This is a genomic window from Pseudoalteromonas sp. PB2-1 (genome assembly GCF_045040605.1).
GTDB lineage: Bacteria > Pseudomonadota > Gammaproteobacteria > Enterobacterales > Alteromonadaceae > Pseudoalteromonas > Pseudoalteromonas arabiensis.
Window position 1 is genome coordinate 1,865,714 of record NZ_CP090667.1, and the last position, 26,627, is coordinate 1,892,340.

Genomic DNA, 26,627 nt, shown 5'->3' on the forward strand with positions numbered 1-26,627 from the left:
ATATTGTGACTATTCGACGAGTATATTACCTGAGTCTTTGTGTTCACTTAGCTTGTCTACCAATATACTTAAATTTAAAGTTATGCTGAGAAAAACCCTAACTTAGATATAGTATGATGTGTTCCTTTTATAGCTAGTGACTATTACAATGAATAATCACGTTCTACCTTCGCAATACGCGTTGTAAACGCGCTGTACCATTTATCTTTGCCAAGCTGCTGCGCATTTAAGTGCTCCACGTTTTGTTTCCAGGCTTTGATGGCATCTAAGCTTTGCCAATACGATACCGTAATACCCAAACCATCACGAACAGACTCCATGCCTAAATACCCTGGTTGTTGCTCTGCGAGCTCCACCATTCTATTCGCCATTTCTTCATAGCCAGTGGTATCGTCAGATAAGGTATTAGTGAAAATCACGGCGTAATAAGGCGGTTTTGGCGTATTCACTATCATAATGATTACTTCCCTCTACTTGGTTCAAAACCATCATAACATGGAATTTCTGCGTCATACGTATCCCAGTTTGCTTTAGAACTTACAAAGTTATGGCTAATGGGACGCTCGTTTAAATCGCTATCTAACAAACCTAAGCGAATACGTAAACGGCTTGGGTCATCTTTATTCTCGCTATATACCGGTGAGCCACAGCAGCTACAAAAATAGCGAATTCTGCCGGGTTTAAATTCAAAGGCACTTAGATGTTGCTTACCTTCTGTGAGGTTAAAACCATCTCGTTGAATAAAGCCATTGGTTGCGTAGGCTGTGCCTGAATTTTTACGACATAACGAGCAATGGCAATGAATAATTGAGTCTATGCCACCAGCAATCGTTACTTTTACTTTTCCGCACAAACAACTTCCTTGATACATAGCCCCTCTCAGGTTTGAAGATTAATAGCCGCGATGCTTCCAAAAATCAGTGGCAGTGCCTTCGGCTTCCTTTAATAAGTTAAAGGATTTATCAGCAATTATATGGCGATTTAACTCAATAGTCATGCGCCAAATACCTACTTTATTACAAACAGGTGCCCATATCGTATCACCTAAGTAAAACTGCCAATCGTTTGTTTTAATGTACTGCTCGCCTTCAAATGGTGGCATGATCTCGCCATCTTCATCGGGGATATCTGGGTGGTAAACGCAAAATTTAATTTTTTGTCCTTTGGCTTTTTTAATATTAACAATAAAACCAAATTCAATATCTAACTGTGCAGGAACGTCTGTTGTAAATTCGGTGATTTGAGGCAGGTCTTTCTCTTTTGCATCCCAATGACTGTAAATGCCGTAACTTTCAATACTGGTAATTGCTTTGGCCTTTGCCATAGTTGCTAGCGCTCCTTTTTAAAATGAGGCGCTATTTTATAGTAGCAATTCTAGCAGAACAAGATTGTACTATTATAGTAATTAGCTAACGTATTTTATCCAGTGAGCGTCATGTTGTACAAAGCCGCATTTATTTAAAAGCTTAATACTTGCGCTGTTATTTGAGTCAACTAAAGCGACCACACTGTTTAGTGGTGTCGTTACAAAGGAAGTTAGTTTTTCAAACAGCATATCTAGTACCTTTTGCATTATTCCTTTGCCAAAGTATTGCGATGACAATTCAAATCCCAACATGCCCTGCCCGTTTATTATGTTAAATATGCCTACACTGCCAATAACTTGCCCACTACTTCGTAAAACAATAACTAAACGAATGCCTTGTTGATTATAAAAACGTTCTATGTCGCCTTGAATAAAGTCATACACGTCACCTTTCGTTATGTCAGCACCGTAATCATTAAACGATTGTACTCGGGGATCTCTTAAAATATTCCATATCGCTTGGCAATCTTTATGACGAATGGGGCGTAAGTCAAAGGCTAAGTCATCGTGGCTTGACACGTTAATTTCTTCTTTTTGCTTTATGAGCTAGCATTATTGTCTTACTATAAACGCAATTTCAAGCAATTAGATTAAGTTCGATGAGTGAAGAATTTAAAGTAATTCAACCTACCACCACAGTTTACTGTAAAGAGCGTGGCGAAGGCTGGACCTTAACAGGGATCACTAGTATTGATGAACACACTTCTGTGATGTTCGATGGCGTTAGGTATACCTTACCGGCCCGTGAAATTGTTGAGGTATTATTACCACAACAACTCGAGCGCGAGAAAAACCAACAATAAAAAAAGCCAGCATCAAGCTGGCTTTTTCGTGTTTAAGATTAACGTAATGCGTTAATACGCTCATCAAGAGGTGGGTGCGATGAGAATAACTCGGCAACACCTTTACCGCTTGCAATACCAAACGCCATCATTGAACCTTCTAGTTGTGATGGGTGGTTTTGTTTTAAACGCTCAAGGGCGCTACGCATTTTATCTGCACCTACTAATTTAGCTGCACCGGCATCCGCAGAGAATTCGCGTTTACGGCTATAGTAAGCAACAATCACACTCGCTAGCACACCAAATAGCACTTGGAAAATCATATCGAACAAGAAGTAAGTCCAGCTACTACCGCCCTCTTCTTCATCACTATTTAGGAAATTATCAACAATACCTGCCAATACTTTCGCCATAAAGATAACAAAGGTATTCACTACACCTTGGATAAGGGTAAGCGTTACCATGTCACCATTTGCAATGTGTGACACCTCATGAGCCAATACCGCCTCCGCTTGATCTTGGTTCATATTGTGTAATAAACCTGTGCTCACAGCTACCAGCGAGTTGTTCTTACTTGGGCCTGTCGCAAACGCGTTCATTTCAGGGCTATCGTAAATAGCCACTTCAGGCATCGCGATACCTGCTTTTTTCGCTTGCGCTGCTACCGTCGAAACTAACCATTGTTCTGTTTCAGAACGAGGTTGTTCAATCACATGTGCACCGGTTGATTTTTTTGCCATCCATTTCGACATAAATAACGAAATAAACGAGCCACCAAAACCAAATACGGTTGAAATAACTAAAATGCCGCCTAAACTGCGATGGCTAATACCCAGTACGCTCATCACAATAGACAACACAATACCTAACACTAGCATTACCGCTAAGTTAGTCAGTAGAAACAAAAATACACGCTTCATAAAAACCTCAGAATAAACATACCAATTGTATTAACTAACGACATGGTTAAAAATCGTTAGTTAATAAAATTATCTGGGTGTTCTACCAACTCAGTTTAGGGCTTATGCAATTGGTTGCAAGGAACTAATTGCAACCAATTGTGACAGAGTATGTCAAAAGTAACAACTCAATTATTATGGGTTAATAGATAAAGTTTCAAGTAAGGTTTTGTAAATTTTTAATTTAGGGGTGCCGTCTGTATATGGACTAATCGCTAAAAGCGGGAAAGGTAATGCTGATTTTAATGTTTCTAAATTGGCGTCTTGCTCACGCATGTTAGGGTCTACATGATTTGCAATCCAACCCACACAATTAACACCTAGCGCTTTAAAATGAGCAGCTGTCAGTAATGCATGATTAAGGCAACCTAGTTTCATACCCACTACTAAAATCACATCAAGCTGCTGTGATTTAACCCAATCACTGAGCAAATCGGTTTCGTTGATAGGTAAACACCAACCACCTGCACCTTCTGTAAGAATATAATCGGTATTGAGTGCTCTTACATTCGCATAAGCAGCATCGAGCTTGTCAAATGTCAGTCTGTCGCCTATCTGGGCAGCTGCAATATGCGGTGCAATGGGTGGCTCATAGGTGAAGGGGTTAACAATGTTGTATTTTACCCCAATTGATGAGCTTTCCATTAAGGTTAACGCATCATCATTAACTAGCTGCCCAAATGCTTCTTCTGCACCTGCTGCAATGGGTTTAAAACCAACCGCACGCTGCTTATGTTGCGCCAGTAAGTTTAATAATAAACTGGTGACATGGGTTTTTCCTGCATCGGTGTCTGTACCCGTGATAAAAAATTCTTTCATTTTTGAGTTAATTCTATTTTTCTAGTTCTAAAAGGACAACTTGATAGCTCACTCTAGCATGCCCATCAACCAGAGGGTATGCCTTACAAACACGATTAAGTGCCTGCCTCGTTAATAACCCTTGGCGTTTTTGCTTAGTTTGCAATGATGTAGCGCCAATAGCTTTAATAGAACGCAGCGCTTCTATGGGTGAGTTATAGGTATCTATATAACACCTATCGGCTGCAAAATTGAGTTTAAACCCCGCCAATTTTGCATACTCGATAATGTGACTAGCACTATGAAACTGATTAATATGGTTTTGCTCGTCTAAACAAGCGAATGCCTGTTTGATCTCTTTGAGCGACCCATCCACAACACAGCTTAAATAAACCTTACCGCCAACTTTTAGAGAATAAAAAAGACTTTTTAATAGCGCTTTTAAATCCCCAGACCATTGCATTGCAAAATTACTAAATACGCAATCAAAGGAATTTTGCTGTAAAGGTAAGTTATCCATATCAGCACACACTTTTAAACAACGCGAGTCTTGATCTGTGCTTAGCATAGAATGACTTAAGTCCATTGCCAGTACAGTATCAAAATGTGTTTTAAGCATTGCCGTGTTAACTAAAGGCCCTGCACCTAAGTCAAGGCAAGTACCTTGCTGATGCTTGTTTGCCATCATTTTGAATAAGTGTGCAGCCGCTTGTTTTTGAACACTGGCATGACGCGCATAATTTGCAGCCGCTTTAGAGAACTTAGTTTGTGTTGTTAGCTTATTACTGTGTTGAACACTTATAGGCGCTTGTAGTTGAACACTCATAAACACTCCACTAGCGAATCAACCAACTGTTTTATATCGTCAGGTTGATGCGCGCTACTTAAGGTGATCCTCAGTCGTGCCGTATTAAAAGGCACCGTGGGCGGTCGAATAGCGGTTAACCATACGCCTTTATCTTTAAGCTTATTAGCAACGGCAAGCGTGTGTTCTGCATCGCCCAATACCAAAGGCTGAATAGCCGTTGTTGATTCCATTAATGCTAAGTTATGCTCTTTGGCAAGCGCTTTAAAGTAAGCAATATTTTCTGAAAGCTGAGAGCGTCTCTTATCCGCTTTTAATAACTTTTCGAGTCGCTCAAGAGTACAACTTGCCATCAGTGGTGACATCGCCGTTGAATAAATGTATTCACGATTAAACTGCAGCATATAATCAACCATCTGCTCTGATGCAAGCAGGCACGCACCACTACTTGCAAGTGCCTTTCCAAAGGTGATAATCAATAAATCGGGCTTGATTGCCTCACAACTTCCTAAACCTTGCTCACCTAAGACACCAAAACCATGGGCATCATCAATCATCAGCCAAGCATTGTATTGTTTAGCAAGTTTACACAGGGCTTCAATGGGAGCTTTATCACCATCCATCGAAAACACCCCTTCACTCACAATAAGCTTATGCTTAGCTTTTGACTTTTGTAACCGAGATTCTAAATGCTTAAGATCGTTATGATTAAACCGCACCATAGCAGCGGCAGAATGAAGGCCACCATCAATTAAGCTGGCATGATTGAGTTTATCTTGAAAAATTGCAGCTGATTGCGCCACGCTTTTATCTTGAAACAATGCTTTTAATACGCTGCTATTAGCACTAAAGCCGCTGTTAAATAACATAGCGCTTTCATAGCCTAATAATTCACACAAACGCTGCTCAAGCTGTTGCTGTGGTTTATTATAACCATTCACTAACGCTGAGCTATGGCTACCTAGTTGCTGCGCTTGTATTTCGATAAAATCATCCGCAAAGCCAAGGTAGTCATTACTGGCAAAATTTAAATATTGTTTACCAGCAACTTCAATAAAGCGCCCGCTTGATTGCTCTACAAGTTGGCGCTGTCTCAGTAATGCATCGGCTTGGCGCTCGATAAGATGCTCGGCAATAAATTCAAAAGCCATTTAAATGTTACGCTTCGTAAAATAGTTCTGATGTTGCTTTATCGGCAACTTTTGAAGAAAGCGATGCTGCAACCGCTTCATCAGAATAATCTTCACGGGTTTCTGGGTTCATGCCTAATTTTTTAATCAGCATCATGTCAGCGTCTGCTTCTGGGTTTTCTGTAGTCAGTAGTTTATCACCGTAGAAAATTGAATTTGCACCAGCAAAGAAACACATAGATTGCATTTGCTCATTCATCGCCGTACGACCCGCTGATAAACGAACATAGCTTTTCGGCATCATAATACGTGCAACTGCGATAGTACGAATAAACTCAAAATGATCTAAATCTTCGACATCTTCAAGTGGCGTACCTTTCACTTTAACCAACATATTAATTGGCACACTTTCTGGCTGTTGCGGCAAATTAGCTAATTGCATTAATAAACCAAAACGGTCAGCTGCCTGCTCGCCCATACCAACTATACCGCCAGAGCACACTTTCATACCGGCATCACGCACGTTATGGATAGTGTTTAAACGGTCTTGATAAGTACGTGTTGTAATGATCTGTTGGTAATACTCAGGTGATGTATCTAGGTTATGGTTGTAGTAATCAAGGCCCGCGTCTTTTAAAGCATGGGCTTTTTCGTTATCTAGCATGCCAAGTGTCATACAGGTTTCAAGGCCAAGTTCTTTAACCTCTTTTACCATTTTTGAAATATAAGGCATGTCACGTTCTTTCGGATCAGACCACGCAGCGCCCATACAAAAACGGGTTGCGCCTTTTTCTTTGGCAACACGCGCTTGCTCAACCACTTTTTCAACTTCCATTAAGCGTTCACGGTCTAAGTCTGTTTTATAATGACCAGATTGAGGGCAATATTTGCAATCTTCTGGGCAAGCACCGGTTTTAATCGATAATAAAGTAGAAATTTGTACTTCATTTGGGTTGAAGTTTTCACGATGCACACTGGCCGCTTTAAATAACAAATCATTGAACGGCATTTCGAATAATGCTTTTACTTCTTGGTGAGTCCAATCGTGACGGACAACTGCGAGCTCCATAATAGTCTCTTTTTTTAAATTATTGGGACGGTTAGATTGGCTTAGTCTACGAGTTGACGTAACATTGTCAACGAATCGAAGTGATATAAAGTTTACATATGATTAATAAACAACCAATAGATTTAGATTTTGATCGGGAGCATATTTGGCATCCTTATACTTCTATGACTGAGCCCCTTCCCGTGTACCCTGTCAGCCATGCCAATGCAAATCGTATTTTCTTAGAAACAGGCGAAAGCCTAATAGATGGTATGGCTTCTTGGTGGAGTGCCATCCATGGTTACTGCCATCCTGTTTTAAATGAGGCAATCACCACGCAAGTTAGCAAAATGAGTCATGTTATGTTTGGTGGCTTAACTCATGAGCCTGCTGTTGAGTTATGTAAAAAGCTAGTCAGTATCACACCTAAATCACTCGATAAGGTGTTCTTAGCCGACAGCGGCTCAGTGAGTGTTGAAGTCGCCATAAAAATGGCTTTGCAATACTGGTTAAGCCAAGGATACACCAGCAAGCAAAAGTTAATGACGCCGCTAAAGGGCTACCACGGCGATACCTTTGCAGCCATGAGCGTTTGCGATCCGGTCAATTCAATGCACAGCATGTACTCAGGTTTTTTACCTGAACATATTTTTGTACCTGCGCCGAGTGCTAAATTTAATGGCGAGTTTAGCCCTGCTGAAGCGGATACGCTTGAAAGCTATTTTGCTGCTCATCATCAAGATGTTGCGGCATTTATCATTGAACCCATAGTGCAAAATGCCGGGGGCATGAATTTTTATCATCCTGATTACTTAAAACACCTGCACATTCTTTGCGATAAGTATGATGTTTTACTTATTTGTGACGAAATCGCCACAGGTTTTGGCCGCACCGGCACCTTGTTTGCTGTTGAGCATGCCAATATAGAGCCGGATATCTTATGTGTTGGCAAAGCATTAACGGGCGGCATGATGACGTTATCAGCGACATTAACCACCAGCAAAGTCGCTGTTGGGATTAGCGAAGGTGAAGCCGGTGTATTAATGCACGGCCCAACGTTTATGGGTAACCCGCTTGCGTGTGCCACGGCCTGCGCAAGTATTGATTTACTGTTAGAGCAGCCTTGGCAAGAGCAAATTAAATATATAAATGATGTACTAACAACACAACTTGCTAAATGTAAGCAACTCGATGCAGTAGTAGATGTGCGTACATTAGGTGCTATTGGTGTTGTAGAGCTTAAACAAAGTGTTGATGTAGCAAAAATTCAACGCTTTTTTATAGAGCAAGGTGTGTGGATCCGCCCGTTTGGCAAACTAATTTACTTGATGCCGCCTTACATAAGCGATGAACAAAGCTTAACTAAGTTGTGCGATGCTATTTTTGCAGCCATTGAACAACAGGCGTATTAGGGCGTGTTGACCCTTTGTGATTAATTTTGCAGCAGTGTGTTTGGTATTTAGGCAAGGCAGAGCCTATGTAGTGTGATTGTTCCACATAAATAGGCGATAACGCAGCATCAATGCCAAACACGCGCTGCCCTTCGGGTTCTTTCTAGGGGCGATTAACTCTTTGTTGCTCGATTTTTACTTAGCCCACTAGGTTACAAATCTCGCGCCGCGATTAAATCGCCCCTAGAGTGAACAAATTTTAATCCACAAAGGTCAACAAGCCCTCTAGACATTAAAAAAGGAAGCTGATGCTTCCTTTTCCTTTAAACTTTACCATTCAAACATATAAGCCATTTTACTTATCATTCGAAGTGGAACTTTATGTTCACAACGCTTCGCGTAAAGATGTTGTAAAGACTTATCTTTGATTTCACCGACGATCACTTCTTTTACTTGATAACCCAATGCAGTGGCTGCTTGTACATAAGCAATAAATTCCCACTTTTTGATATTGGTGTTATCAACAATCACTAACGGGATTTCTTCTGCTAAGGCATTAATAAAACGCGCTAGGTTTAGGTTGTGGTATTCAGATAACTTGTACTTATCAAATTGATACTCACCTTCGCTATTGTAAAAATAATCATCTGTTGCGCACACGACATAATCACTTTCATTACCTGCTACCAGCTCATCAGCAAGGCTTTGTGCGTAATATGATTTACCTGAGCCGGGTAAGCCGCGAAGAATAAAAACTTGTTTCATAGCACCTGTTATACAAATTAATTAAAGACTAAAGGACCTATATCCTATTGAGAACTGTTAATAATGCCACAAAATAACCAATTAGCGCAGCGAGAATTTAAATAAACGCAAAATTTACGCAAATATTGCTGCTATTTTATCCAAATCAAGAAAAACTACTAAAGAGTATGCCTGAAATGTTTTTTTATTTGATTTACGAGGGTAAGATAGTCGATTCAAGTGCAATGCACAGCATATTAAATATTAGGCAACTTATATCATTGGAGTGAAGATGAGCCATTTAGCGATTTCAGAGCTATTAAAAGGCAAGGTTGCGGTAGACAGCCAAGTAACAGTAAAAGGCTGGATCCGTACACGCCGCGATTCAAAAGCAGGAATTTCATTTTTAGCCGTTCATGACGGTTCGTGTTTTGATCCTATTCAAGCGGTAGTACCTAATTCACTTAATAATTATGATGAAGTTACACGTTTAACTGCCGGTTGTTCTGTATCAATTACGGGTGTGCTGGTTAAATCAGAAGGCCAAGGTCAGTCTTTCGAAATTCAAGCCAACACTGTAGAAGTATTAGGGTGGGTAGAAAACCCTGATAGCTACCCTATGTCAGCTAAGCGTCACAGCATTGAATATTTACGCGAACACGCCCATCTTCGCCCTCGCACTAATATCATCGGCGCGGTAACACGTGTGCGTAACTGCTTAGCTCAAGCGATTCACCGTTTTTATCACGAGCAAGGTTTCTACTGGATCAGCACACCAATCATCACAGCAAGTGACTGTGAAGGTGCAGGTGAAATGTTCCGCGTATCTACATTAGATATGCAAAACTTGCCGCGCACAGACAAAGGTGATATCGACTACAGTGAAGATTTCTTCGGTAAAGAAGCATTTTTAACGGTATCAGGTCAGTTAAATGGTGAGACATACGCATCAGCAATGTCAAAAATCTATACCTTTGGCCCTACTTTCCGTGCTGAGAACTCAAATACGTCACGTCACTTAGCAGAGTTTTGGATGGTTGAACCTGAAGTTGCATTCGCAGATTTAGAAGATATCGCAAAACTTGCTGAAAACATGCTGAAATATGTTTTCAATGCGGTATTAACAGAGCGTCGTGATGATATGGAATTCTTTGCACAGCGTGTTGAGAAAACAGCGATCTCTCGTTTAGAAGAGTTCGTTACAAAAGATTTCGCTCAAGTTGATTACACTGATGCTATCGAAATCTTAAAAGCATGCGGCAAGAAGTTCGAATTCCCTGTTGAATGGGGTGTGGATTTACAATCTGAGCACGAGCGTTACCTTGCTGAAGAACACTTTAATGCGCCAGTCGTTATCAAAAACTACCCGCGTGATATTAAAGCGTTCTACATGCGTCAAAACGAAGACGGCAAAACAGTGGCTGCAATGGACGTTGTTGCACCAGGTATTGGTGAAATCATCGGTGGTTCTCAACGTGAAGAGCGCTTAGATGTATTAGATAAGCGCCTAGAAGAAATGGGCTTAGATAAAGAAGACTACAGCTGGTACCGTGATCTACGTAAATACGGAACTGTGCCACATTCTGGTTTTGGTCTAGGCTTTGAGCGTTTAGTGGCTTATGTAACGGGTATGGGCAACGTTCGTGACGTTATCGCCTTCCCACGTACTAAAGGTAGTGCAACATACTAATTTTAGTATTTATAGAAAACCAGCCTATTGGCTGGTTTTTTTATGCCTAAAAATCATTATAAAACAATTCACTCTAGAAATTTTTAGTTAATGTTCTATAGTCATAAGACTTGCCAAAAAAGGATCTATTATTGGTTATGTTCGTTCGTTCACTAAAAGTACTCACACTGACTTTCATTTTTCTAGGTAAGTCTAGCTTCGCACTTGATGAAGATATTAATACAAAACCTATTTTAATTGCGGGTTCAACGTCTGTGACCGAGTTACTAACCCCACTCAAAGATGATATAAGTCTCGCTTTAGGCAACACATTGCAGATAAGACCGATGGGCAGTGACAAAGGTGTCAAAGCGATTGCTGAAGGTCTTATCGACATAGGTACAACATCACGGTACCTAACGAAGCAAGAGCAAGAACAATGGCCTCATTTAAGGCAGATAGTCATAGCGCAAGATGCGTTAACATTTATAGTTAACAGCGAACTAAATATTAAAAATTTGAGTATCACGACTCTCAAAAATATTTATCAAGGAAAAATAACTAAATGGTCAGACGCCTCTCAGTTAACGCCAGAATTAAGCAATAAAAACGATGAAATACTGCTTTTTAGTAAAGCGACTCATCATGGCAGCTTCGATGTATTTTTAGAATTTTTAGAATTGGACTATATCAAAGACCCTGAAAGTAACTTTATACGACTCAAAAATGCAGGTAATAGGGGTTTATTTTCAAATCAAAAAGTCGAACTGTACAACCAATTCAATCAAGCACTTGGTATAGTTCAGCGTATTCCAAATGCGATTGCCTATGACTCGTATGGCGCCATTAGTAATCTTGAAAATGATCGTCGCATCAATAAAGTAACGACTCTATCAATAAATGGCGTTAAACCTAATTTGCAAAGCATAAGTGATGGTGAATATGCCTTTGTACGACCGCTCATTTTAATTGTAAACACACAATCCCCTCGTTCTAAGGAGATAGGTGTGAAACTCGCAGCCTTATTTAAATCGCAAAAAGTAAAAGATAAAATACGAGAACATGGTTACCTCTCGGTTCAGTTTTAACCTCGAGAAATAAAAAAAGCTGCGCACCTAAGTGCAACAGCTTTTAACAACCAGAATCGTTATGAATTACAGAGCGCTTTCTAGCTCTGGTAACACATCAAATAAATCAGCAACTAAACCGTAGTCAGCGACTTGGAAAATTGGCGCATCAGGGTCTTTATTAATGGCAACAATCACTTTTGAGTCTTTCATACCCGCTAAGTGTTGAATTGCACCACTGATACCCACAGCAATATACAAATCTGGGGCAACAATTTTACCCGTTTGACCGACTTGCATATCATTTGGTACAAAGCCCGCATCAACAGCAGCACGTGAAGCACCAATGGCTGCGCCAAGTTTGTCGGCAATGCCATTTAATAGTGCAAAATTTTCACCATTTTGCATACCGCGACCACCTGAAATAACTACAGGTGCAGCTGTCAGCTCTGGACGCTCTGATTCAGTTTGTTCTTCTGATACAAACTCACTCAAACCAACTGAACCTTTACCCGTAACACTTGTTACAGACACTGGTGCTTGCTCTGATGCAACATCAAAGCTACTGGCACGCACGGTAATCACCTTTTTGCTATCAAGTGATTTAACTGTCGCAATCGCATTACCCGCATAAATAGGACGCTTAAAGGTATCTGCATCAATTACGTCAATGATTTCTGAGATTTGTGCAACATCTAAAAGTGCTGCAACACGTGGCATAAAGTTTTTACCCGTTGTTGTTGCGCTTGCGACAATGTGTGAATAGTTATCTGCTAAAGATAAAACCAGATCCGCTAAGTTTTCAGCTAGCTGATGAGCATAAGAGGCATCATCGGCAATCAGTACATTACTTACCCCTGCAATTGATGCTGCTTGCTCACTTATAGCAGATAAGTTTTCCCCTGCTAGTAATAAATCTACATCAAAGCCTAATTTAACAGCAGCAGTAATCGTTTTATTGGTTTCAGGCTTTAGAACACCTTTGTCGTGTTCGGCTATCACTAATGTTTTCATTTAGATCACCTTCGCTTCTGTTTTTAACTTTTCAACCAATGTCGCAACATCTTCTACGATAATGCCGCCGCTGCGTTTTTCTGGCTCGTTTACTTCAACCAGCTGCACGCGAGGTGCAAGGTCTACACCAAGGCTGTCAGCAGCAATTACATCAAGTTGTTTACGCTTTGCTTTCATGATGTTTGGTAATGAAGCATAACGGGGTTCATTTAAACGTAAGTCTGTCGTTACAATAGCAGGTAGTTTAAGAGCAACAGTTTGTAAGCCGCCATCTACTTCACGCGTTACATTGACTGTACCTGCTTGTATATCGACTTTAGATGCAAAGGTGCCTTGGCCACGACCTGTTAGAGCAGCAAGCATTTGACCGGTTTGATTGTTGTCAGAGTCAATCGATTGCTTACCTAAAATTACCAATTCAGGTGATTCTTGCTCTACAATCTTGCTCAGTAATTTAGCAACATGTAAAGACTCAAGCTTTTCTTCTGTTTCAATATGAATGGCTTTATCGGCACCCAGTGCTAAGGCCGTACGTAATTGCTCTTGAGATGATTTATTACCAATAGTCACAGCAACAACCTCTGTGGCCGTCCCTGCTTCTTTTAAACGAATAGCTTCTTCAATTGCAATTTCACAAAACGGGTTCATCGCCATTTTTACATTAGCTAGATCAACATCCGTTTTGTCAGCTTTAACGCGTGCTTTGACGTTGTAGTCAATTACTCTTTTAATTGGAACAAGGACTTTCATCGTGACTCCATCAATTGTGTGTTCTCAAAGTTGACCTAGACGTCAACTTATTTATTTTATGAATTCAGACTACTTCCTGTTGACGTAAACGTCAACCTAAAATAACCTTAAAGTATTCACAGCCTGTAACGTTTCATTTGCAAGTATGAAATAAGGTTCTTTACAGCAGGTCCGTCACCGAGAAGAGGTTTATATGGTCGAACGCGAAGTCATGGAATTTGATGTAGTCATCGTAGGCGCAGGCCCAGCAGGTTTATCAACTGCGATTAGATTGGCTCAACAAGCACAAGAAAAACAACAAGAATTAATGATCTGTGTGGTAGAAAAAGGCTCTGAGGTGGGCGCGCACATTTTATCCGGTGCGGTTTTTGAAACCAAAGCATTGGATGAATTACTACCCGATTGGCAGTCATTAGGTGCTCCAATTACCACTAAAGTAACGCAAGATGATATTTACTGGTTCAATAATAGTGAAAAAGCCACCAGCATCCCCCACTTTGCTAGCCCTAAAACATTCCATAACGAAGGCAATTACATTGTTTCTATGGGTAATGTGTGCCGCTTTTTAGCTGAGCAAGCGGAAAACTTAGGGGTAGAAATCTTCCCTGGCTTTAGTGCGCACTCTTTAATTATAGAAGACGAGACCGTAAAAGGTATTATCACCGGCGATATGGGTCTCGATAAAGACGGCAATGAAAAAGATGGATACATGCCAGGTATGGAACTTAGAGCCAAATACACCGTATTTGCTGAAGGCTGCCGAGGTCATTTAGGTAAACAGCTAATTAAACACTTTGCCCTTGATAAAGATGCGTCACCCCAGCATTACGGTTTAGGTTTCAAAGAAATTTGGCAAATCGACCCGAGTAAACATAAAGAAGGCACAGTAGTACATGGTACAGGCTGGCCGTTAACCGGTGATACCAGTGGCGGTGCGTTTATGTATCACAGTGAAAACAATCAAGTAGTTGTAGGTTTAATAGTGGATCTTAATTACTCAAACCCACATTTAAGCCCGTTTGATGAATTCCAGCGTATGAAGCATCACCCTGTCTTTAAAGATGTTTTAGAAGGCGGTGAACGTATAGCCTATGGTGCAAGAGCCATCGCTAAAGGCGGCCTACGCTCTTTACCAAAAATGCATTTCCCAGGTGGTTTACTTGTTGGTTGTGATGCTGGCACATTGAACTTTGCTAAGATCAAAGGTAACCATACTGCAATGAAATCAGGCATGGTTGCTGCTGATGTAATCGTAGCAGCTCTTAGCGACGGTAAAGAAAATGCCGATTTAGCTGAATATAAAACGGCCTTTGAACAAAGCTGGGCGTATAAAGAGCTTTACCAATCGCGTAACTTTGGCCCTGTAATGCATAAACTGGGTAAGTTCTTAGGGGGCGCTTATAACACACTCGATCAAAATCTATTTGGTGGCAGCTTACCGTTTAACTTTGAAGACAACATACCAGATCATGCCACCTTAGTTGCTGCTGATCAGGCCGAAAAGATCGACTACCCGAAAGCAGACGGCAAGCTTAGCTTCGATAAACTTTCATCGGTGTTTTTATCAAATACCAACCATGAAGAATCGCAGCCTTGTCACTTAAAACTTAAAAATAATAGCATTCCCATTAAAGTGAATTTAGTTAAGTTTGATGAGCCAGCACAACGCTACTGCCCTGCTGGCGTTTACGAAGTACAAGATGTCGAAGGTGAGAAAGAGTTTGTGATCAACTCACAAAACTGTGTGCACTGTAAAACATGTGACATAAAAGACCCAAGCCAAAACATTACATGGGTAACACCTGAAGGGGCTGGCGGACCAAACTACCCTAATATGTAATAACGCACGTTACTCATTTAATTAAAATTTATCCTAAATTGCAGGGGCTTCGGCCCCTTTTTTAGGCTATGCTGAAATTGTCGTGTTTAAAATAGTGAGTAAAGTATGCCGTCTTCAAGTGTAACCTTTCGTTTTTTAGCTGAACCTACCGATGTAAATTTTGGCGGTAAGGTTCATGGTGGTGTGGTCATGAAGTGGATTGACCAAGCTGGTTATGCCTGTGCTGCAGGTTGGAGCGGTCATTACTGTGTTACCGTCTCTGTTGCGGGTGTAAAGTTTCAGCGCCCTATTTTGGTTGGCCAAATTGTCGAAGTGAAAGCCAGTATCGCCCATACGGGTAAAACCAGTATGCAAATCTTTATTCAAGTACGCTGCGGCGACCCAAAAACACAAAACCTCGTTGAAACCAATCATTGTGTAATTAGTTTTATTGCCATGGATGAAGCTGGTTATCCTATTGAAGTCCCCTCTTACACAGCAGTTACTGATGAGGAAAAGAAAATAGAAAACTATGCGATAAAAATGAAAGAAATAGCCATAGAAACAGAAACATTACTACAAAAAGCATAACATGGCTTTGCTTTGCATTATTATACTGCACCTAGTAACTTCTACAGGGCACCCTGAAATTGTTACGAGCGCCAAACTGAATGCTTGATTATAGTTTCGACAAACTGCACAAAATTTCATTTATTCGGGCCTAAAAACAGTGATTTAGGCCTCATTTACAGTATGGCACGGTCACTGCAATACTCCTTGGGAATGAAGCGAAACATTCGTTTATTTATTTTATAAAGGAGCTATTAAATGATTAAAGCAATCTCAATTTCTGCAATTTCTCTAGCACTACTTGGTTTCAACAATGCTGCACATGCAGATATTACCGAGATGGATTCACCACGTATTTATACAGGTATTGGTTACGGCCAATATTCATTTGAGTTTGAAGACAGTGAAAATGACACTGACTTTGATGATGATGCACAAATGTTAAAAGGTTACGTTGGTACTCAATTTAATAAATACTTAAGCCTTGAGCTTGCATACCAAAACTTCGATGAAGCGAGTGATATCGATTCTAAAGTTGAGCTTGACGGTATCTCACTAGCTGCGCGTTTAGCAGCACCAATCACTGACAGCTTTTCTGTTTACGCAAAAGGCGGCTGGCTTGAATGGGATGCAGAAGTAGAACAAGACTTAGGTGAGCTTGGTAGCATTAGCGCTGACACTGATGGTGGCGATGTATTCTATGGTGCAGGTATTGAGTATGCTTTCACAACAAACATGCAAGTACGTTTAGAGTATGAACGTTACGAATTAGAAGATGATATTGACCCTGATATGGATGTGGCTTCGGTATCATTCCAATACATGTTCTAATTTAGACTGACATGTCTAATTTTAAAAAAGGCAGTCTCGACTGCCTTTTTTTGTGTTTGCATGTAAAATGTCGGCAGATTTCCTTAAGTTTAATACACAATGAGCGAATACCAACTAACTGCCGTCGGCCACATTCAATCTCCATACAAACAAAAGTTTGCAATACCTCGCCAACCTCGCTTGGTTCCTGAGGCTAAGGCAAAGCTGGTATTCAGTAGCGATTTCAATCGCGAAGAGTTTGTCCGTGGTCTCGATGAATTTAGCCATATTTGGTTATTATTTAGATTTCATGAAACCGCTGATAAAGGCTATTCAGCAATGGTGAGACCCCCTCGCCTTGGCGGAAATGAACGTAAAGGTGTATTTGCTACACGTGCGACTTTTCGCCCTAATGCCATTGGCATGAGTGCAGTAAAACTTGAGGGCATTGAATATAAAAATGGTCAGTTATGCTTATTGCTCTCAGGTATTGATTTACTTGATGGCACACCGATTTTAGATATTAAGCCTTATTTGCCCTATTCAGATGCAATGACTGATGCGACCGCAGGTTTTGCCGATACCCGACCAGAAACAGATATGAGTGTTGAGTTTACTGATGAAGCACTGGCGTTTATCGAAAAACAAACTGAGCAACCAGAATTAAAAGCCTTTATTAGCAATGTATTAAAGCAAGACCCTCGCCCTGCTTATAAAAAGCAACGTGAGTCTGAACAAAGCTACGGCATGACCTTATATGATTTCAATATTAGGTGGCATGTTCGGGATAATCATAATACAGTGACCCGCATTGAAAAATGCTAATTTTTTAACACTTTTTTTAAAACATATCGCTTTAGTGTCAGTGCGTCCACTGGTAAACTTAGCGACTTGTTATTACTCAAACGTCTTGAGTAAACGATAATAATTTTAACACTACTTGGAATAGAGATGCGTACCAGTCAATATATACTCGCAACACTTAAAGAAACTCCGTCTGATGCAGAAATTGTTTCTCATCAATTAATGCTACGAGCAGGCATGATCCGCCGCGTTGCGTCGGGTTTGTATACATGGTTGCCCTCTGGTTTACGCGTACTTAAAAAAGTAGAAAACATTGTACGTGAAGAAATGGATAAAGCAGGCGCTATCGAAATGTTAATGCCTATTATCCAACCTGCTGATCTTTGGGAAGAGTCAGGCCGTTGGGAGCAATTTGGTCCTGAATTATTACGCATTAACGACCGTCATAACCGCCCTTTTGCACTGGGTCCAACGCACGAAGAAGTGATCACTGATTTTGTACGTAAAGAAGTAAGCTCTTATAAGCAATTGCCATTGACTCTTTATCAAGTACAAACAAAAGTACGTGACGAGGTTCGCCCTCGTTTTGGTGTCATGCGTGCTCGTGAGTTTACGATGAAAGATGCTTACTCTTTTCATTTAAGCGATGAGTGTTTAGAGAAAACATACCAAGTAATGCACAAGGCATATTGCAATATCTTCGAGCGTCTAGGCCTTGATTACCGCCCTGTTATCGCGGATACCGGCTCTATCGGTGGTAGCGTATCGCATGAGTTCCATGTACTTGCAGAATCAGGTGAAGACGCCATCGCATTTAGTGATGCAAGTGATTACGCTGCAAATATCGAAAAAGCAGAAGCATTGGCACCGACTGAAGAGCGCCCAGCAGCAACTAAAGAGTTAAAAGCATTTCCAACGCCAGATGCAAAAACCATTGCAGAGCTTAAACAGCACTACGGTGTTAAACCTCATCGCGGCGTTAAAACACTTATCGTGTATGGTGCTCCAGATGAAAACGAACAACGTGGTTTAGTGGCGCTTGTATTACGTGGCGACCATGAGTTGAACGAGTTGAAAGCTGAAAAGCACCCGCTTGTAGACTCACCGCTTGAAATGGCAAAAGAAGAAGATATCGTTGCAGCGATTGGTGCAAAACCTGGCTCATTAGGCCCTGTCGGTCTTAAAATGCCAATTATTGTTGACCGTTCAGCTAATGTAATGGCTGATTTTGTTGCGGGTGCGAATAAAGACGACGAACACTACAGCGGCATTAACTGGGATCGTGATGTAGAAAGCTATGAAGTGGCAGATATTCGTAACATCGTTGAAGGCGACCCAAGCCCTTGTGGTCAAGGGTCACTGCAAATTAAACGTGGTATTGAAGTAGGTCATATTTTCCAACTGGGTACTAAGTACTCAGAGGCAATGAAAGCAGGCGTTCTGAGTGAATCAGGTAAAAACCAAGTCATGACGATGGGTTGTTACGGTATTGGTGTTTCACGAATCGTGGCTGCTGCCATTGAGCAAAACAACGACCAATACGGTATTAAATGGCCACAACCTATCGCACCATTTGATTTAGCAATCGTGCCTATGAACATGCATAAGTCTCATCGTATTCCTGATATTGCAGATAACCTTTACAAAGGTTTGAAAGAAGCTGGTTTAGATGTGTTATTTGATGACCGTAAAGAGCGCCCTGGTGTGATGTTCAACGATATGGAACTATTAGGCGTGCCTTTCACATTGGTTATTGGTGAACGTAATCTTGACGAAAATAAGGTTGAGCTTAAAAACCGTCATACCGGTGAAAAGCTAATGCTTGATTTAGATAGTGCCGCTTCCGAAATTGCCGCACTCGTTAAAGGCTAATTGAACCAACCTATACAAAATAGAAAAACCGCTTCGGCGGTTTTTTTGTTATTAGTATTTGTCATAGATGTTTCGCTAAAGCGTCTTTTAACTGTCATTGATTCTGCCTAGCATTTACTTTATTACACCATGAGTAAATGCCATGAATAACACCACTTGCAGTAGTAAAACCCACTATCCTGCCGTTTGGATTTCCGACGTTCACTTAGGTTATAAAGACTGCCAAGCGCAGTATTTATTGGATTTTTTGAATGCTATTGAATGCGACGTATTATACTTGGTCGGTGATATCGTCGATTTATGGTCCATGAAACGGCAATTTTTCTGGCATCCTAGCCATTATGATGTGTTAGCGCTTATTCAACAAAAAGCGAAAGATGGCACACGCGTTATCTATATACCGGGTAACCATGACGAAACGTTTCGCCAATATGCCGATGAGTCTTTATTTGGTATTGAAGTACATCAGCAATATATCCACACAACAAAAGCCAATAAACGTTTTTTACTTTTGCACGGCGATGATTTCGACTCAGCAACCCGTTACAACAAATTAATTAGTATTGCAGGTGATGCAGGATACGACTTACTGTTATTTTTAAATCGCTGGACTAATCGCATTCGTCGATTATTCGGTGGGCATTACTGGTCGTTGGCGTCATGGATCAAAGCACGAGTACACAAAGCCCGCGAAGCAATTGATGCATTTGAAAAAGCGGCTATTCATGAAGCAAAAAAGCAAGGCGTGGACGGTATTATATGTGGCCATATTCACCACCCAGCCGTTAAAGTAGTAGATGGGATTTTATATTGCAATGATGGCGACTGGATAGAAAACTGTACGGCTCTTGTAGAGAATGACTGTGGAAGAATTGAATTACTTCACTGGAGTGAAACACAAAAAGTAATTCACTCAGCAGACATCAGCAAGCTAATGCCAACCCCAGCCCATAATAAAGATGCCGCTTAGCCAAACTGATATTTATACCGATTCGCTTAATTAAGTGGTCTATTTTGAGGCAATAAATCATCGTTGATAACAAGGCAAAAATTTCGTTATTAGTTGTTCTAAATAAGAAATTTTTAACGCAGGTAGCGACAAGCTTTATCCCTCAAAATGATGAAGTATTATTGCAGATTGGTATTATCAGCATTAAGCCACATAACGAGTTTATTTCGAAGTGTGGCTTGTTTTATCGGCTTGGTAATATAGTCGTTCATGCCAACACTCAGGCACTTCTCTCTATCCCCTGCCATCGCACTTGCAGTCATAGCTATAATAACAATATCTTGAAAGCGCTCTGTTGCATTACCATATCTTATTTGTTTAGTACAATCATAGCCATTCATATTTGGCATTTGGCAATCCATTAAAATAAGGTCAAACTGCGTATCAGTATTTTTAAGTATCTCCAATGCTTCGATACCATCACCTGCAGATTCGATATTAATATTTGTATCGCGCAAAATAGCTTTACTCACTTCAATGTTGATCAGGTTATCATCGACAATAAGAATAGAGCGGTTACAGAAATCGACATCGACAATTTCTTTTTCCACTCTATCTTTATGATTCAATATTTGCCCTTCATATTTAAATAACGTTGCTAACCGATAAATAAGCTCATCCTGTGTTATCGGCTTTGACATGGCCACTGCATTGGCAGGTAACGAGTATTTTTTTTCTAATGCTGACACCAAACCAATCACTAATAACTTAATATCACTATTTTGACTAGCGAGATCTATGAAACCACTAATTTGTGGGTGCTTTTGATCAACGACGATAAGATCAAACTTACTCTTACTTTCTTTTTCCAATGAAAACAGTGACGTTATATTTTCCTCTTCTAATTGAGTAAAAGATTTTAATTGGCTTATCAAGTTTTGCTTTAAAGGTTCGTACAACAAGGAAAACGCAACTTTTTTATGCGCTAATATAGCTGTTTGGCTATTCGATTTACTTGGTTGACTGAGTGTCATCAAAACCGTGGCAGTAAAACAACTACCCTGACCTTTTTCACTCTCAACAGCAATATCGCCTCCCATTAACTGTGATAACTTGCGACTAATAGAAAGACCTAATCCACTCCCACCATAGTGCCGAGTTGTGCTTGAATCCTCTTGTGTAAAAACATCAAACAGTTTTTTTTGGCTATCTTTTGATATACCAATACCCGTATCTGTGACTTTGAAGGTTAATAAAACATTGTCATCCAGCATTTTTCGTTCACTGAGATGTAAACTAACAAATCCTTGATGAGTAAATTTAAATGCGTTACTCAGTAAATTATTGAGTATTTGCTTCAAGCGATGGCTGTCTCCAACAACGCCTCTGTGACTAACTAAACTTGAATCAAAGAGCACTTCTAAACCTTTTTTTTGACCTTGCACCGCCATTGATGTCATTAGATCATTACACACAGAGACAACATCAAACTCATGGTAATCTAAGTCAAGTTTGCCGGCTTCAATTTTAGAAAAGTCCAGAATATCGTTAATAAGCGTCATTAAGGACTGTGCACTACTATTGGCATAATGTAAGTACTGCTTTTGTTGAATTGTGAGCGGCTCAACTTCCAGCATTTCGAGCATACCCAGTACACCGTTCATTGGTGTACGTATTTCGTGCGAAATATTTGCAACAAATTGGCTTTTCGCCTTGCTAGCCGCCAAAGCTTGCTTTGTTGCCTCTTCTAGCTCTGCCGTACGATTTTGGACTTTTTCTTCAAGCGTTTCGTTTAGTTGCTCAAGTTGATGTTGTGCCCTTTTTAATGAGTTAATATTACGAATTATTGCAGCGACTTGGACTTGTTTTTTAAGCGCATCAAAAATCGGGGCAAGAGTAATTGAGAAATAATGACACTGTGTTTCATCTATATAAATGGCTTCAAACGAGCAGCGTTCATTATTTTTTATAGCTTGCGCAACTCCTTGAAAATCTTCATCATTGTAATTGAACAAGTTATCAAAATTTGTTTCCTTTTCTTTTATACTAAAAAACTCTTTCGCAGTTTGATTGGCATTGCAAATAGTGCCATCAGGGGTAACCATAATAATTGCATCAGAGGAGCTTTCTATAATTTTGCTGTTTTTTTCTTTGAAAAAGCTCAATTCGAGTTTTCGGCTTATGTCACGCTGATAAATTATAAATAGCACGATAACAGCAATAATAATCAAACATAGCATGGCTATGAATTTATAGCGTTTACTTTTAATCTCATGCAACATAGTCTGGGTATCAACAGACACTGCCAGTGTAAGTGGCTTCATATCAATACCATTAGAGAACTGAATAACTTTCTTTAAATAAAGTTTCTCTGGCAAGCTCATAAAATCGAAAATATCAATTTGATCCATCGCCTGATTAGTTGAAAACTCTTGCTTCCAAAATCGCGCATCCCCTGACTCAAAGCTAAAACGGTATGCTTCATTTGGATGATAAATAAATTGCTGATCAGCATTAAGTAGGTATACATCAAAAATATCTGCTGTGTTTTCAACTAATCCGTTTAAAAGATCATCAGCATAATAGTTGACGATCAAGACAGCAAAGGGCTCTCCGTACAGGTCACGTACTAATTTTGATACACGATACGTACTCACATAGGGGATTTGTATATGACCATTCTCTCTGTTGTAATTAATTGGCGAAACATAAATGTGGCCATTAGGTAGTCCCTTTGTTATTTGCATGTAGTCTCGATGACCTTTTAACTGCAAATCAGTTTCAGCTATGCGTTTTACTTCACCATTAATATTATCAACTCTGACGACTTCTTTGCCTTCCTGTCCAACGTAAATATAGCGAGCTTGTGCTAAGTCGTTATCGGTAGCCATAAAGCCACTGAAGATCTTGGCTAACCTATCCTTCCATGCTGATATTGGTGTGCCAAGAACAGGATCGATATTCTTATCGTTTGTGGCGCGCATAATCGCCATAATCGGGGGAGTTGCGTCTAAGAAATTAAGCGCAGAAATATTTTCTCTAAGTGTAGAGGTAAACCTATCCTCTTTTGTAGTTAGCTCTCGTTTCATTTGCTCTAATGTACGAGCATACACATCTTCACGGGTATCAAATTCAAATTTTATTATCGCAACGCACGCAAGAGAGATCAAAACCAACAGAGCAACAAAAGGAAGCTTGTGCCGATAAAAGAAATTAGTTGCTTGAAGCAAATCCATTGAATTAAAAAGCCTTATTTACCATTCTTCACAGAGTATAGGAGAATTTCATAATAAAGATGGGGTATAAGTAAAAAATATTAATCAATAAGGAGGTAATACAAGGTAACGTATTGAAAATATAAAAAAAGCACCAAATGGTGCTTTTTATTAGGTTGAAACAATACGTCTTTTATCTGAATAAGACATCTTCTTTATTAAACCATTTAACACAAAACGTGAGTAAAGCCCCTGCCACTATCACTGTCGCTAAGAAGATTAAACCCACTAATGTGTAATCTACTGTGCCTTTAATGATTTCTTTGATTGCCAACGCAACGTTTGTCACTGGAATAAAAGCGGTTTTGCTCGTGAGTTCAACATTTGGCATTAAGGCAACCATAATTGGAAAAATAACACCCATGCTAAGTGGCGCCATGTAGTTTTGCGCTTCTTTAAAGGTTCGCGCATAAATAGAAATGGCCAACGCTAATGAAGAGAAGATTGCAGCAATAGGCAATAACAACACAAAAATCAATCCTAAATCTAACACGGTTAAAGAACTAAATGCGTTTTTAACAACCGCTAAATCAACAAAAGCAATGGCTATTGATATCCACACCCCCATACTGAGTACCGTTATGGTGGTTGTTGCAATTGAAGAAGCAAGTAAGGTTACAAACTTACCTAACACAAGCTGTGTACGCGTGATTGGTGTAAGTAAAAGCGTTTCGAGGGTTCCGCGCTCTTTTTCTCCGGCACCTAAATCAATCGCGGGATACGTTGCGCCCATTAATACCAGAGGTATTAGTAGATAAGGAATAAATCCACCAATTTTCTCACCGAGATTTTCACGTTTATCTGCGGTGTCGACCTTCACCACTTTAATAGGTTCGATAATTGCCGCTTGTTGCTGCTCTGATACGCCAAAACTTAAAAGCTTAGTCGTGCGCAGTTTATCGCCATATTCTTTTGCAAGTTCCTTAACGCGGTCAAATAAAAAGTTAATTGCTTTCGCGTCGTTATACACAACTTGCCATTCGCTTTGCTTAGCGTTATCTAAAGTTTGCTTAGCGTCTGATGGTAAATAGATACCCATATCTATGGTGCCCGCTTTAACTGCTTCGGTAAGGTCCTCTACTGTATTAAAAGTTTCATCACCTTTATATAAAGCAAAGCTCTTATGGTAAAACACCTTATCGGTAAACTCTTGCGCGTAATTACCATTAATAATGGCATAAGTATGGACCTCTTGTTCTGCCTCTAGCGCTGCTTGTGAGCTAATAAATGCCATTACAGCAAATAATAATGGGAAAACAGCAACCGGCAATGCGACCACGAATATCAATGTTTTACGGTCGCGTAACAGCTCTTTTAATTCCTTTTTAAATACTTCAAACATCACGACTCTCCGTTAAAATATTCATAAACGCTTGGTTTAGCTCTACGCTTTGCCCAGTTTGTTTAAACTCATCCAAGGTGCCATCAAAACAACTTATGCCTTGGTTTATCACCGCAACACGGTCACAAAGTAACGCAACCTCATCTAAATGGTGTGTTGAGAAAATGACTGGTGTACCTTGTTCTTTAAGGCCACGAATAAAGTTAATGACGGTTTGCGTAGTCATGATATCTAAACCAGTGGTAGGCTCATCAAGAATAACCACATCGGGGTGATGAACAACTGCACGGGCAATATTGGCTTTTTGCTTCATGCCTGTAGATAAATTCTCTGCACGTTTATCAATAAAGTTGTGCATATCAAGTAAGGTAAAAAGCTCATCACAACGTGCTGCTACCGCCTTTTTACTCATGCCATGCAAACGAGCAAAGTACTCAACGTTTTCTTTAACCGTTAAACGTCCGTATAAGCCAGTACTCCCTGATAAAAAGCCGATTGATTTACGGCCAACTAAAGGTTTCTTAACAATATCGTGACCAGAGATGGTTATTGTTCCTTCATCAGGCTTAAGCGCTGTTGAGATCATTCTAAGTGTTGTTGTTTTACCAGCACCGTTCGGGCCTAACAAGCCCAATACTTCACCTTTATTACAGTGAAAGCTGACGTCTCTCACGGAATGAAAAAACTGCTTGTCTTCTCGGGGATCAATATTATCCGTGTTATTTTTTTTATGATCTTTTGTTAGCTTAAACTTCTTTTTAAGCCCTGCTACTTCAATCATTGCGTTTCCTTCGTTTCGGCCTAAAGTAGTCCGTGTTATTATAAAATTCTGGGTTATTATTCTCAGCCCACCAGCTAGGTACACCTAACAATGGTAAGGGTGACAAATTTTTATTGTCTCGCAAACAATCGTCAACTTTAATCATCTCATAGAGACGTTGATCTATATATGCATACTGCTCGGCTAAATCTTTACAAAATATGTCATCAGGCACAACAATAAATAATGCTTTACCCGTTAAACCTATATAAGGTTGTGTAAGCATTTCGTAGTTAGCATGACCAAACATGTAAGGACGTATAGTTTCACCCCATAATTCGCGCTGTACTACAAATGCTTGCTGCCATTGATGGTCGCGTAATAGCTGTTGCCAGCTTTGTTCGGTAATGGCTAATACAACGCCGCATTCATCAAACAAGGTAAGTGCATTTCTGTGTTTACTGCGCTCTTTTAGACCGTGCAGTTTAATTTCTTCAATGTGCTGATGATTAATCAGCGCTTTAGTTTTTGGGAATAAACACCAAATAAAACCACCAAATAGATCATGCCAATTCTGCTGGCGTGTGGGTACTTGCCCTGTTTCAAAAATTATTTGTTCATAATACCGAGTTTCATCTGCAAACTTTTCATCCTCAGAAAAACGAATGGGGATCCCTTGCGAAGTCGTGGCGGTTAAAAATTGATTAAACCATTCACATGATGGCCAATCAGACAACTTATCTATATTAAACAGTTTGACTAAGTCAGCGAACGCACCGGTTGTAAGGTACTGCGTTGACCACTGTTCGGGGGCGGTAAATCGTTTCATTTCTTATAACATTTAACTTCTTGATGTATTGTGGCTAGTTTACCGCAAAAACTGGTTCTCATTAATAGAACCTC

The 26,627-nt window shown here is 40.1% G+C and carries 26 protein-coding genes; 10 read left to right on the plus strand and 16 right to left on the minus strand.

Annotated features, from left to right (window positions below; genetic code table 11):
* Window positions 1–143: 143 nt before the first annotated feature.
* The 4 genes from L0Z67_RS08615 to L0Z67_RS08630 form a co-directional block, all read right to left on the minus strand.
* Window positions 144–455: an antibiotic biosynthesis monooxygenase family protein gene (locus tag L0Z67_RS08615; protein WP_405127853.1), complete on the minus strand. Its 312-nt coding sequence runs from the start codon at window positions 453–455 to the stop codon at window positions 144–146.
* 5 nt (window positions 456–460) lie between these two features.
* Window positions 461–871: a GFA family protein gene (locus tag L0Z67_RS08620; protein WP_405127854.1), complete on the minus strand. Its 411-nt coding sequence runs from the start codon at window positions 869–871 to the stop codon at window positions 461–463.
* Window positions 872–892: 21 nt separating this feature from the next.
* Window positions 893–1,324, minus strand: coding sequence for a DUF3859 domain-containing protein (locus L0Z67_RS08625; protein ID WP_405127855.1), 432 nt, complete (start codon window positions 1,322–1,324; stop codon window positions 893–895).
* A gap of 81 nt (window positions 1,325–1,405) precedes the next feature.
* Window positions 1,406–1,885, minus strand: coding sequence for a GNAT family N-acetyltransferase (locus L0Z67_RS08630; protein WP_193988832.1), 480 nt, complete (start codon window positions 1,883–1,885; stop codon window positions 1,406–1,408).
* A gap of 80 nt (window positions 1,886–1,965) precedes the next feature.
* Here L0Z67_RS08630 and L0Z67_RS08635 point away from each other — a divergent pair, with 80 nt between their 5' ends.
* Entirely contained in the window at window positions 1,966–2,169 is a 204-nt protein-coding gene (locus tag L0Z67_RS08635; RefSeq protein ID WP_054561447.1) for a hypothetical protein, read from the plus strand.
* A gap of 38 nt (window positions 2,170–2,207) precedes the next feature.
* Here the strand turns inward: L0Z67_RS08635 and htpX are convergent, their stop codons facing one another.
* The 5 genes from htpX to bioB form a co-directional block, all read right to left on the minus strand.
* On the minus strand, window positions 2,208–3,068 hold the full coding sequence (gene htpX / locus L0Z67_RS08640) for a protease HtpX (RefSeq protein WP_062569110.1): 861 nt from the start codon (window positions 3,066–3,068) through the stop codon (window positions 2,208–2,210).
* A gap of 174 nt (window positions 3,069–3,242) precedes the next feature.
* Window positions 3,243–3,926 carry a dethiobiotin synthase gene (gene bioD / locus L0Z67_RS08645; protein ID WP_062569111.1) on the minus strand — a complete coding sequence of 228 codons (684 nt, stop codon included), beginning with the start codon at window positions 3,924–3,926 and terminating at the stop codon, window positions 3,243–3,245.
* 13 nt (window positions 3,927–3,939) lie between these two features.
* A complete protein-coding gene (locus L0Z67_RS08650) occupies window positions 3,940–4,731 on the minus strand; it encodes a methyltransferase domain-containing protein (protein ID WP_237127881.1) in 792 nt (263 codons plus the stop codon).
* The gene (locus L0Z67_RS08655) at window positions 4,728–5,861 is read right to left on the minus strand and encodes a pyridoxal phosphate-dependent aminotransferase family protein (protein WP_237127880.1); all 1,134 of its coding nucleotides are present in this window, start codon (window positions 5,859–5,861) and stop codon (window positions 4,728–4,730) included. The genes L0Z67_RS08650 and L0Z67_RS08655 overlap by 4 nt, the downstream gene beginning before the upstream one ends.
* Before the next feature lie 7 nt (window positions 5,862–5,868).
* Window positions 5,869–6,909, minus strand: a complete 1,041-nt coding sequence (bioB, locus tag L0Z67_RS08660) for a biotin synthase BioB (protein ID WP_405127856.1) — start codon at window positions 6,907–6,909, stop codon at window positions 5,869–5,871.
* A gap of 98 nt (window positions 6,910–7,007) precedes the next feature.
* Here bioB and bioA point away from each other — a divergent pair, with 98 nt between their 5' ends.
* Window positions 7,008–8,300 carry an adenosylmethionine--8-amino-7-oxononanoate transaminase gene (gene bioA / locus L0Z67_RS08665; protein ID WP_405127857.1) on the plus strand — a complete coding sequence of 431 codons (1,293 nt, stop codon included), beginning with the start codon at window positions 7,008–7,010 and terminating at the stop codon, window positions 8,298–8,300.
* 309 nt (window positions 8,301–8,609) lie between these two features.
* Here the strand turns inward: bioA and L0Z67_RS08670 are convergent, their stop codons facing one another.
* Window positions 8,610–9,044 carry an ATP-binding protein gene (locus L0Z67_RS08670; RefSeq protein ID WP_062569116.1) on the minus strand — a complete coding sequence of 145 codons (435 nt, stop codon included), beginning with the start codon at window positions 9,042–9,044 and terminating at the stop codon, window positions 8,610–8,612.
* 271 nt (window positions 9,045–9,315) lie between these two features.
* On the opposite strand from L0Z67_RS08670, the gene asnS reads away from it, so the two are divergent.
* Complete coding sequence (asnS, locus tag L0Z67_RS08675; RefSeq protein ID WP_062569117.1) at window positions 9,316–10,713, plus strand: asparagine--tRNA ligase; 1,398 nt, start codon at window positions 9,316–9,318, stop codon at window positions 10,711–10,713.
* A gap of 137 nt (window positions 10,714–10,850) precedes the next feature.
* On the plus strand, window positions 10,851–11,780 hold the full coding sequence (locus L0Z67_RS08680) for a PstS family phosphate ABC transporter substrate-binding protein (protein WP_405127858.1): 930 nt from the start codon (window positions 10,851–10,853) through the stop codon (window positions 11,778–11,780).
* 66 nt (window positions 11,781–11,846) lie between these two features.
* On the opposite strand, the gene L0Z67_RS08685 is transcribed toward L0Z67_RS08680, so the two are convergent.
* Together L0Z67_RS08685 and L0Z67_RS08690 are read right to left on the minus strand one after the other, a co-directional pair.
* Window positions 11,847–12,773, minus strand: a complete 927-nt coding sequence (locus tag L0Z67_RS08685) for an FAD-binding protein (protein ID WP_062569119.1) — start codon at window positions 12,771–12,773, stop codon at window positions 11,847–11,849.
* The gene (locus tag L0Z67_RS08690) at window positions 12,774–13,523 is read right to left on the minus strand and encodes an electron transfer flavoprotein subunit beta/FixA family protein (RefSeq protein WP_193988838.1); all 750 of its coding nucleotides are present in this window, start codon (window positions 13,521–13,523) and stop codon (window positions 12,774–12,776) included.
* A 193-nt stretch (window positions 13,524–13,716) separates the two neighbouring features.
* Here L0Z67_RS08690 and L0Z67_RS08695 point away from each other — a divergent pair, with 193 nt between their 5' ends.
* The 6 genes from L0Z67_RS08695 to L0Z67_RS08720 all read left to right on the plus strand — a co-directional run bounded on the left by L0Z67_RS08695 (window position 13,717) and on the right by L0Z67_RS08720 (window position 20,368).
* Window positions 13,717–15,363 (plus strand): electron transfer flavoprotein-ubiquinone oxidoreductase, encoded by a 1,647-nt coding sequence (locus L0Z67_RS08695; protein ID WP_062569121.1) that lies wholly within the window; start codon window positions 13,717–13,719, stop codon window positions 15,361–15,363.
* A 105-nt stretch (window positions 15,364–15,468) separates the two neighbouring features.
* Window positions 15,469–15,933, plus strand: coding sequence for an acyl-CoA thioesterase (locus L0Z67_RS08700; RefSeq protein WP_054561436.1), 465 nt, complete (start codon window positions 15,469–15,471; stop codon window positions 15,931–15,933).
* Window positions 15,934–16,170: 237 nt separating this feature from the next.
* Complete coding sequence (locus L0Z67_RS08705) at window positions 16,171–16,743, plus strand: outer membrane beta-barrel protein (RefSeq protein WP_062569122.1); 573 nt, start codon at window positions 16,171–16,173, stop codon at window positions 16,741–16,743.
* Window positions 16,744–16,842: 99 nt separating this feature from the next.
* Entirely contained in the window at window positions 16,843–17,547 is a 705-nt protein-coding gene (tsaA, locus tag L0Z67_RS08710) for a tRNA (N6-threonylcarbamoyladenosine(37)-N6)-methyltransferase TrmO (RefSeq protein WP_405127859.1), read from the plus strand.
* Between the two features lie 126 nt (window positions 17,548–17,673).
* The gene (locus tag L0Z67_RS08715) at window positions 17,674–19,398 is read left to right on the plus strand and encodes a proline--tRNA ligase (protein ID WP_237127877.1); all 1,725 of its coding nucleotides are present in this window, start codon (window positions 17,674–17,676) and stop codon (window positions 19,396–19,398) included.
* Between the two features lie 142 nt (window positions 19,399–19,540).
* Entirely contained in the window at window positions 19,541–20,368 is an 828-nt protein-coding gene (locus L0Z67_RS08720; RefSeq protein ID WP_193988842.1) for a UDP-2,3-diacylglucosamine diphosphatase, read from the plus strand.
* Window positions 20,369–20,526: 158 nt separating this feature from the next.
* On the opposite strand, the gene L0Z67_RS08725 is transcribed toward L0Z67_RS08720, so the two are convergent.
* From L0Z67_RS08725 to L0Z67_RS08740, 4 genes are all read right to left on the minus strand, one after another.
* A complete protein-coding gene (locus tag L0Z67_RS08725) occupies window positions 20,527–23,583 on the minus strand; it encodes an ATP-binding protein (protein WP_405127860.1) in 3,057 nt (1,018 codons plus the stop codon).
* A 172-nt stretch (window positions 23,584–23,755) separates the two neighbouring features.
* Window positions 23,756–24,964, minus strand: a complete 1,209-nt coding sequence (locus L0Z67_RS08730) for an ABC transporter permease (protein WP_405127861.1) — start codon at window positions 24,962–24,964, stop codon at window positions 23,756–23,758.
* On the minus strand, window positions 24,957–25,745 hold the full coding sequence (locus L0Z67_RS08735) for an ABC transporter ATP-binding protein (RefSeq protein WP_237114103.1): 789 nt from the start codon (window positions 25,743–25,745) through the stop codon (window positions 24,957–24,959). Before L0Z67_RS08735 ends, L0Z67_RS08730 begins: the two co-directional genes overlap by 8 nt.
* Entirely contained in the window at window positions 25,738–26,553 is an 816-nt protein-coding gene (locus L0Z67_RS08740; RefSeq protein ID WP_062569129.1) for a DUF3025 domain-containing protein, read from the minus strand. Before L0Z67_RS08740 ends, L0Z67_RS08735 begins: the two co-directional genes overlap by 8 nt.
* Window positions 26,554–26,627 lie beyond the last annotated feature (74 nt).

Excerpts from the sequence above, each read along its gene's own strand:
- bioA (WP_405127857.1), top strand. The coding sequence starts at position 7,008 with ATGATTAATAAACAACCAATAGATTTAGATTTTGATCGGGAGCATATT.
- L0Z67_RS08735 (WP_237114103.1), bottom strand. The coding sequence starts at position 25,745 with ATGATTGAAGTAGCAGGGCTTAAAAAGAAGTTTAAGCTAACAAAAGAT.
- L0Z67_RS08685 (WP_062569119.1), bottom strand. The coding sequence starts at position 12,773 with ATGAAAACATTAGTGATAGCCGAACACGACAAAGGTGTTCTAAAGCCT.
- L0Z67_RS08695 (WP_062569121.1), top strand. The coding sequence starts at position 13,717 with ATGGTCGAACGCGAAGTCATGGAATTTGATGTAGTCATCGTAGGCGCA.
- htpX (WP_062569110.1), bottom strand. The coding sequence starts at position 3,068 with ATGAAGCGTGTATTTTTGTTTCTACTGACTAACTTAGCGGTAATGCTA.
- L0Z67_RS08730 (WP_405127861.1), bottom strand. The coding sequence starts at position 24,964 with ATGTTTGAAGTATTTAAAAAGGAATTAAAAGAGCTGTTACGCGACCGT.
- L0Z67_RS08705 (WP_062569122.1), top strand. The coding sequence starts at position 16,171 with ATGATTAAAGCAATCTCAATTTCTGCAATTTCTCTAGCACTACTTGGT.
- L0Z67_RS08670 (WP_062569116.1), bottom strand. The coding sequence starts at position 9,044 with ATGAAACAAGTTTTTATTCTTCGCGGCTTACCCGGCTCAGGTAAATCA.
- L0Z67_RS08655 (WP_237127880.1), bottom strand. The coding sequence starts at position 5,861 with ATGGCTTTTGAATTTATTGCCGAGCATCTTATCGAGCGCCAAGCCGAT.
- L0Z67_RS08650 (WP_237127881.1), bottom strand. The coding sequence starts at position 4,731 with ATGAGTGTTCAACTACAAGCGCCTATAAGTGTTCAACACAGTAATAAG.
- L0Z67_RS08635 (WP_054561447.1), top strand. The coding sequence starts at position 1,966 with ATGAGTGAAGAATTTAAAGTAATTCAACCTACCACCACAGTTTACTGT.
- L0Z67_RS08740 (WP_062569129.1), bottom strand. The coding sequence starts at position 26,553 with ATGAAACGATTTACCGCCCCCGAACAGTGGTCAACGCAGTACCTTACA.
- L0Z67_RS08680 (WP_405127858.1), top strand. The coding sequence starts at position 10,851 with ATGTTCGTTCGTTCACTAAAAGTACTCACACTGACTTTCATTTTTCTA.
- bioD (WP_062569111.1), bottom strand. The coding sequence starts at position 3,926 with ATGAAAGAATTTTTTATCACGGGTACAGACACCGATGCAGGAAAAACC.
- L0Z67_RS08690 (WP_193988838.1), bottom strand. The coding sequence starts at position 13,523 with ATGAAAGTCCTTGTTCCAATTAAAAGAGTAATTGACTACAACGTCAAA.
- L0Z67_RS08620 (WP_405127854.1), bottom strand. The coding sequence starts at position 871 with ATGTATCAAGGAAGTTGTTTGTGCGGAAAAGTAAAAGTAACGATTGCT.
- asnS (WP_062569117.1), top strand. The coding sequence starts at position 9,316 with ATGAGCCATTTAGCGATTTCAGAGCTATTAAAAGGCAAGGTTGCGGTA.
- L0Z67_RS08715 (WP_237127877.1), top strand. The coding sequence starts at position 17,674 with ATGCGTACCAGTCAATATATACTCGCAACACTTAAAGAAACTCCGTCT.
- L0Z67_RS08700 (WP_054561436.1), top strand. The coding sequence starts at position 15,469 with ATGCCGTCTTCAAGTGTAACCTTTCGTTTTTTAGCTGAACCTACCGAT.
- L0Z67_RS08625 (WP_405127855.1), bottom strand. The coding sequence starts at position 1,324 with ATGGCAAAGGCCAAAGCAATTACCAGTATTGAAAGTTACGGCATTTAC.
- L0Z67_RS08615 (WP_405127853.1), bottom strand. The coding sequence starts at position 455 with ATGATAGTGAATACGCCAAAACCGCCTTATTACGCCGTGATTTTCACT.
- L0Z67_RS08720 (WP_193988842.1), top strand. The coding sequence starts at position 19,541 with ATGAATAACACCACTTGCAGTAGTAAAACCCACTATCCTGCCGTTTGG.
- L0Z67_RS08725 (WP_405127860.1), bottom strand. The coding sequence starts at position 23,583 with ATGGATTTGCTTCAAGCAACTAATTTCTTTTATCGGCACAAGCTTCCT.
- tsaA (WP_405127859.1), top strand. The coding sequence starts at position 16,843 with ATGAGCGAATACCAACTAACTGCCGTCGGCCACATTCAATCTCCATAC.
- bioB (WP_405127856.1), bottom strand. The coding sequence starts at position 6,909 with ATGGAGCTCGCAGTTGTCCGTCACGATTGGACTCACCAAGAAGTAAAA.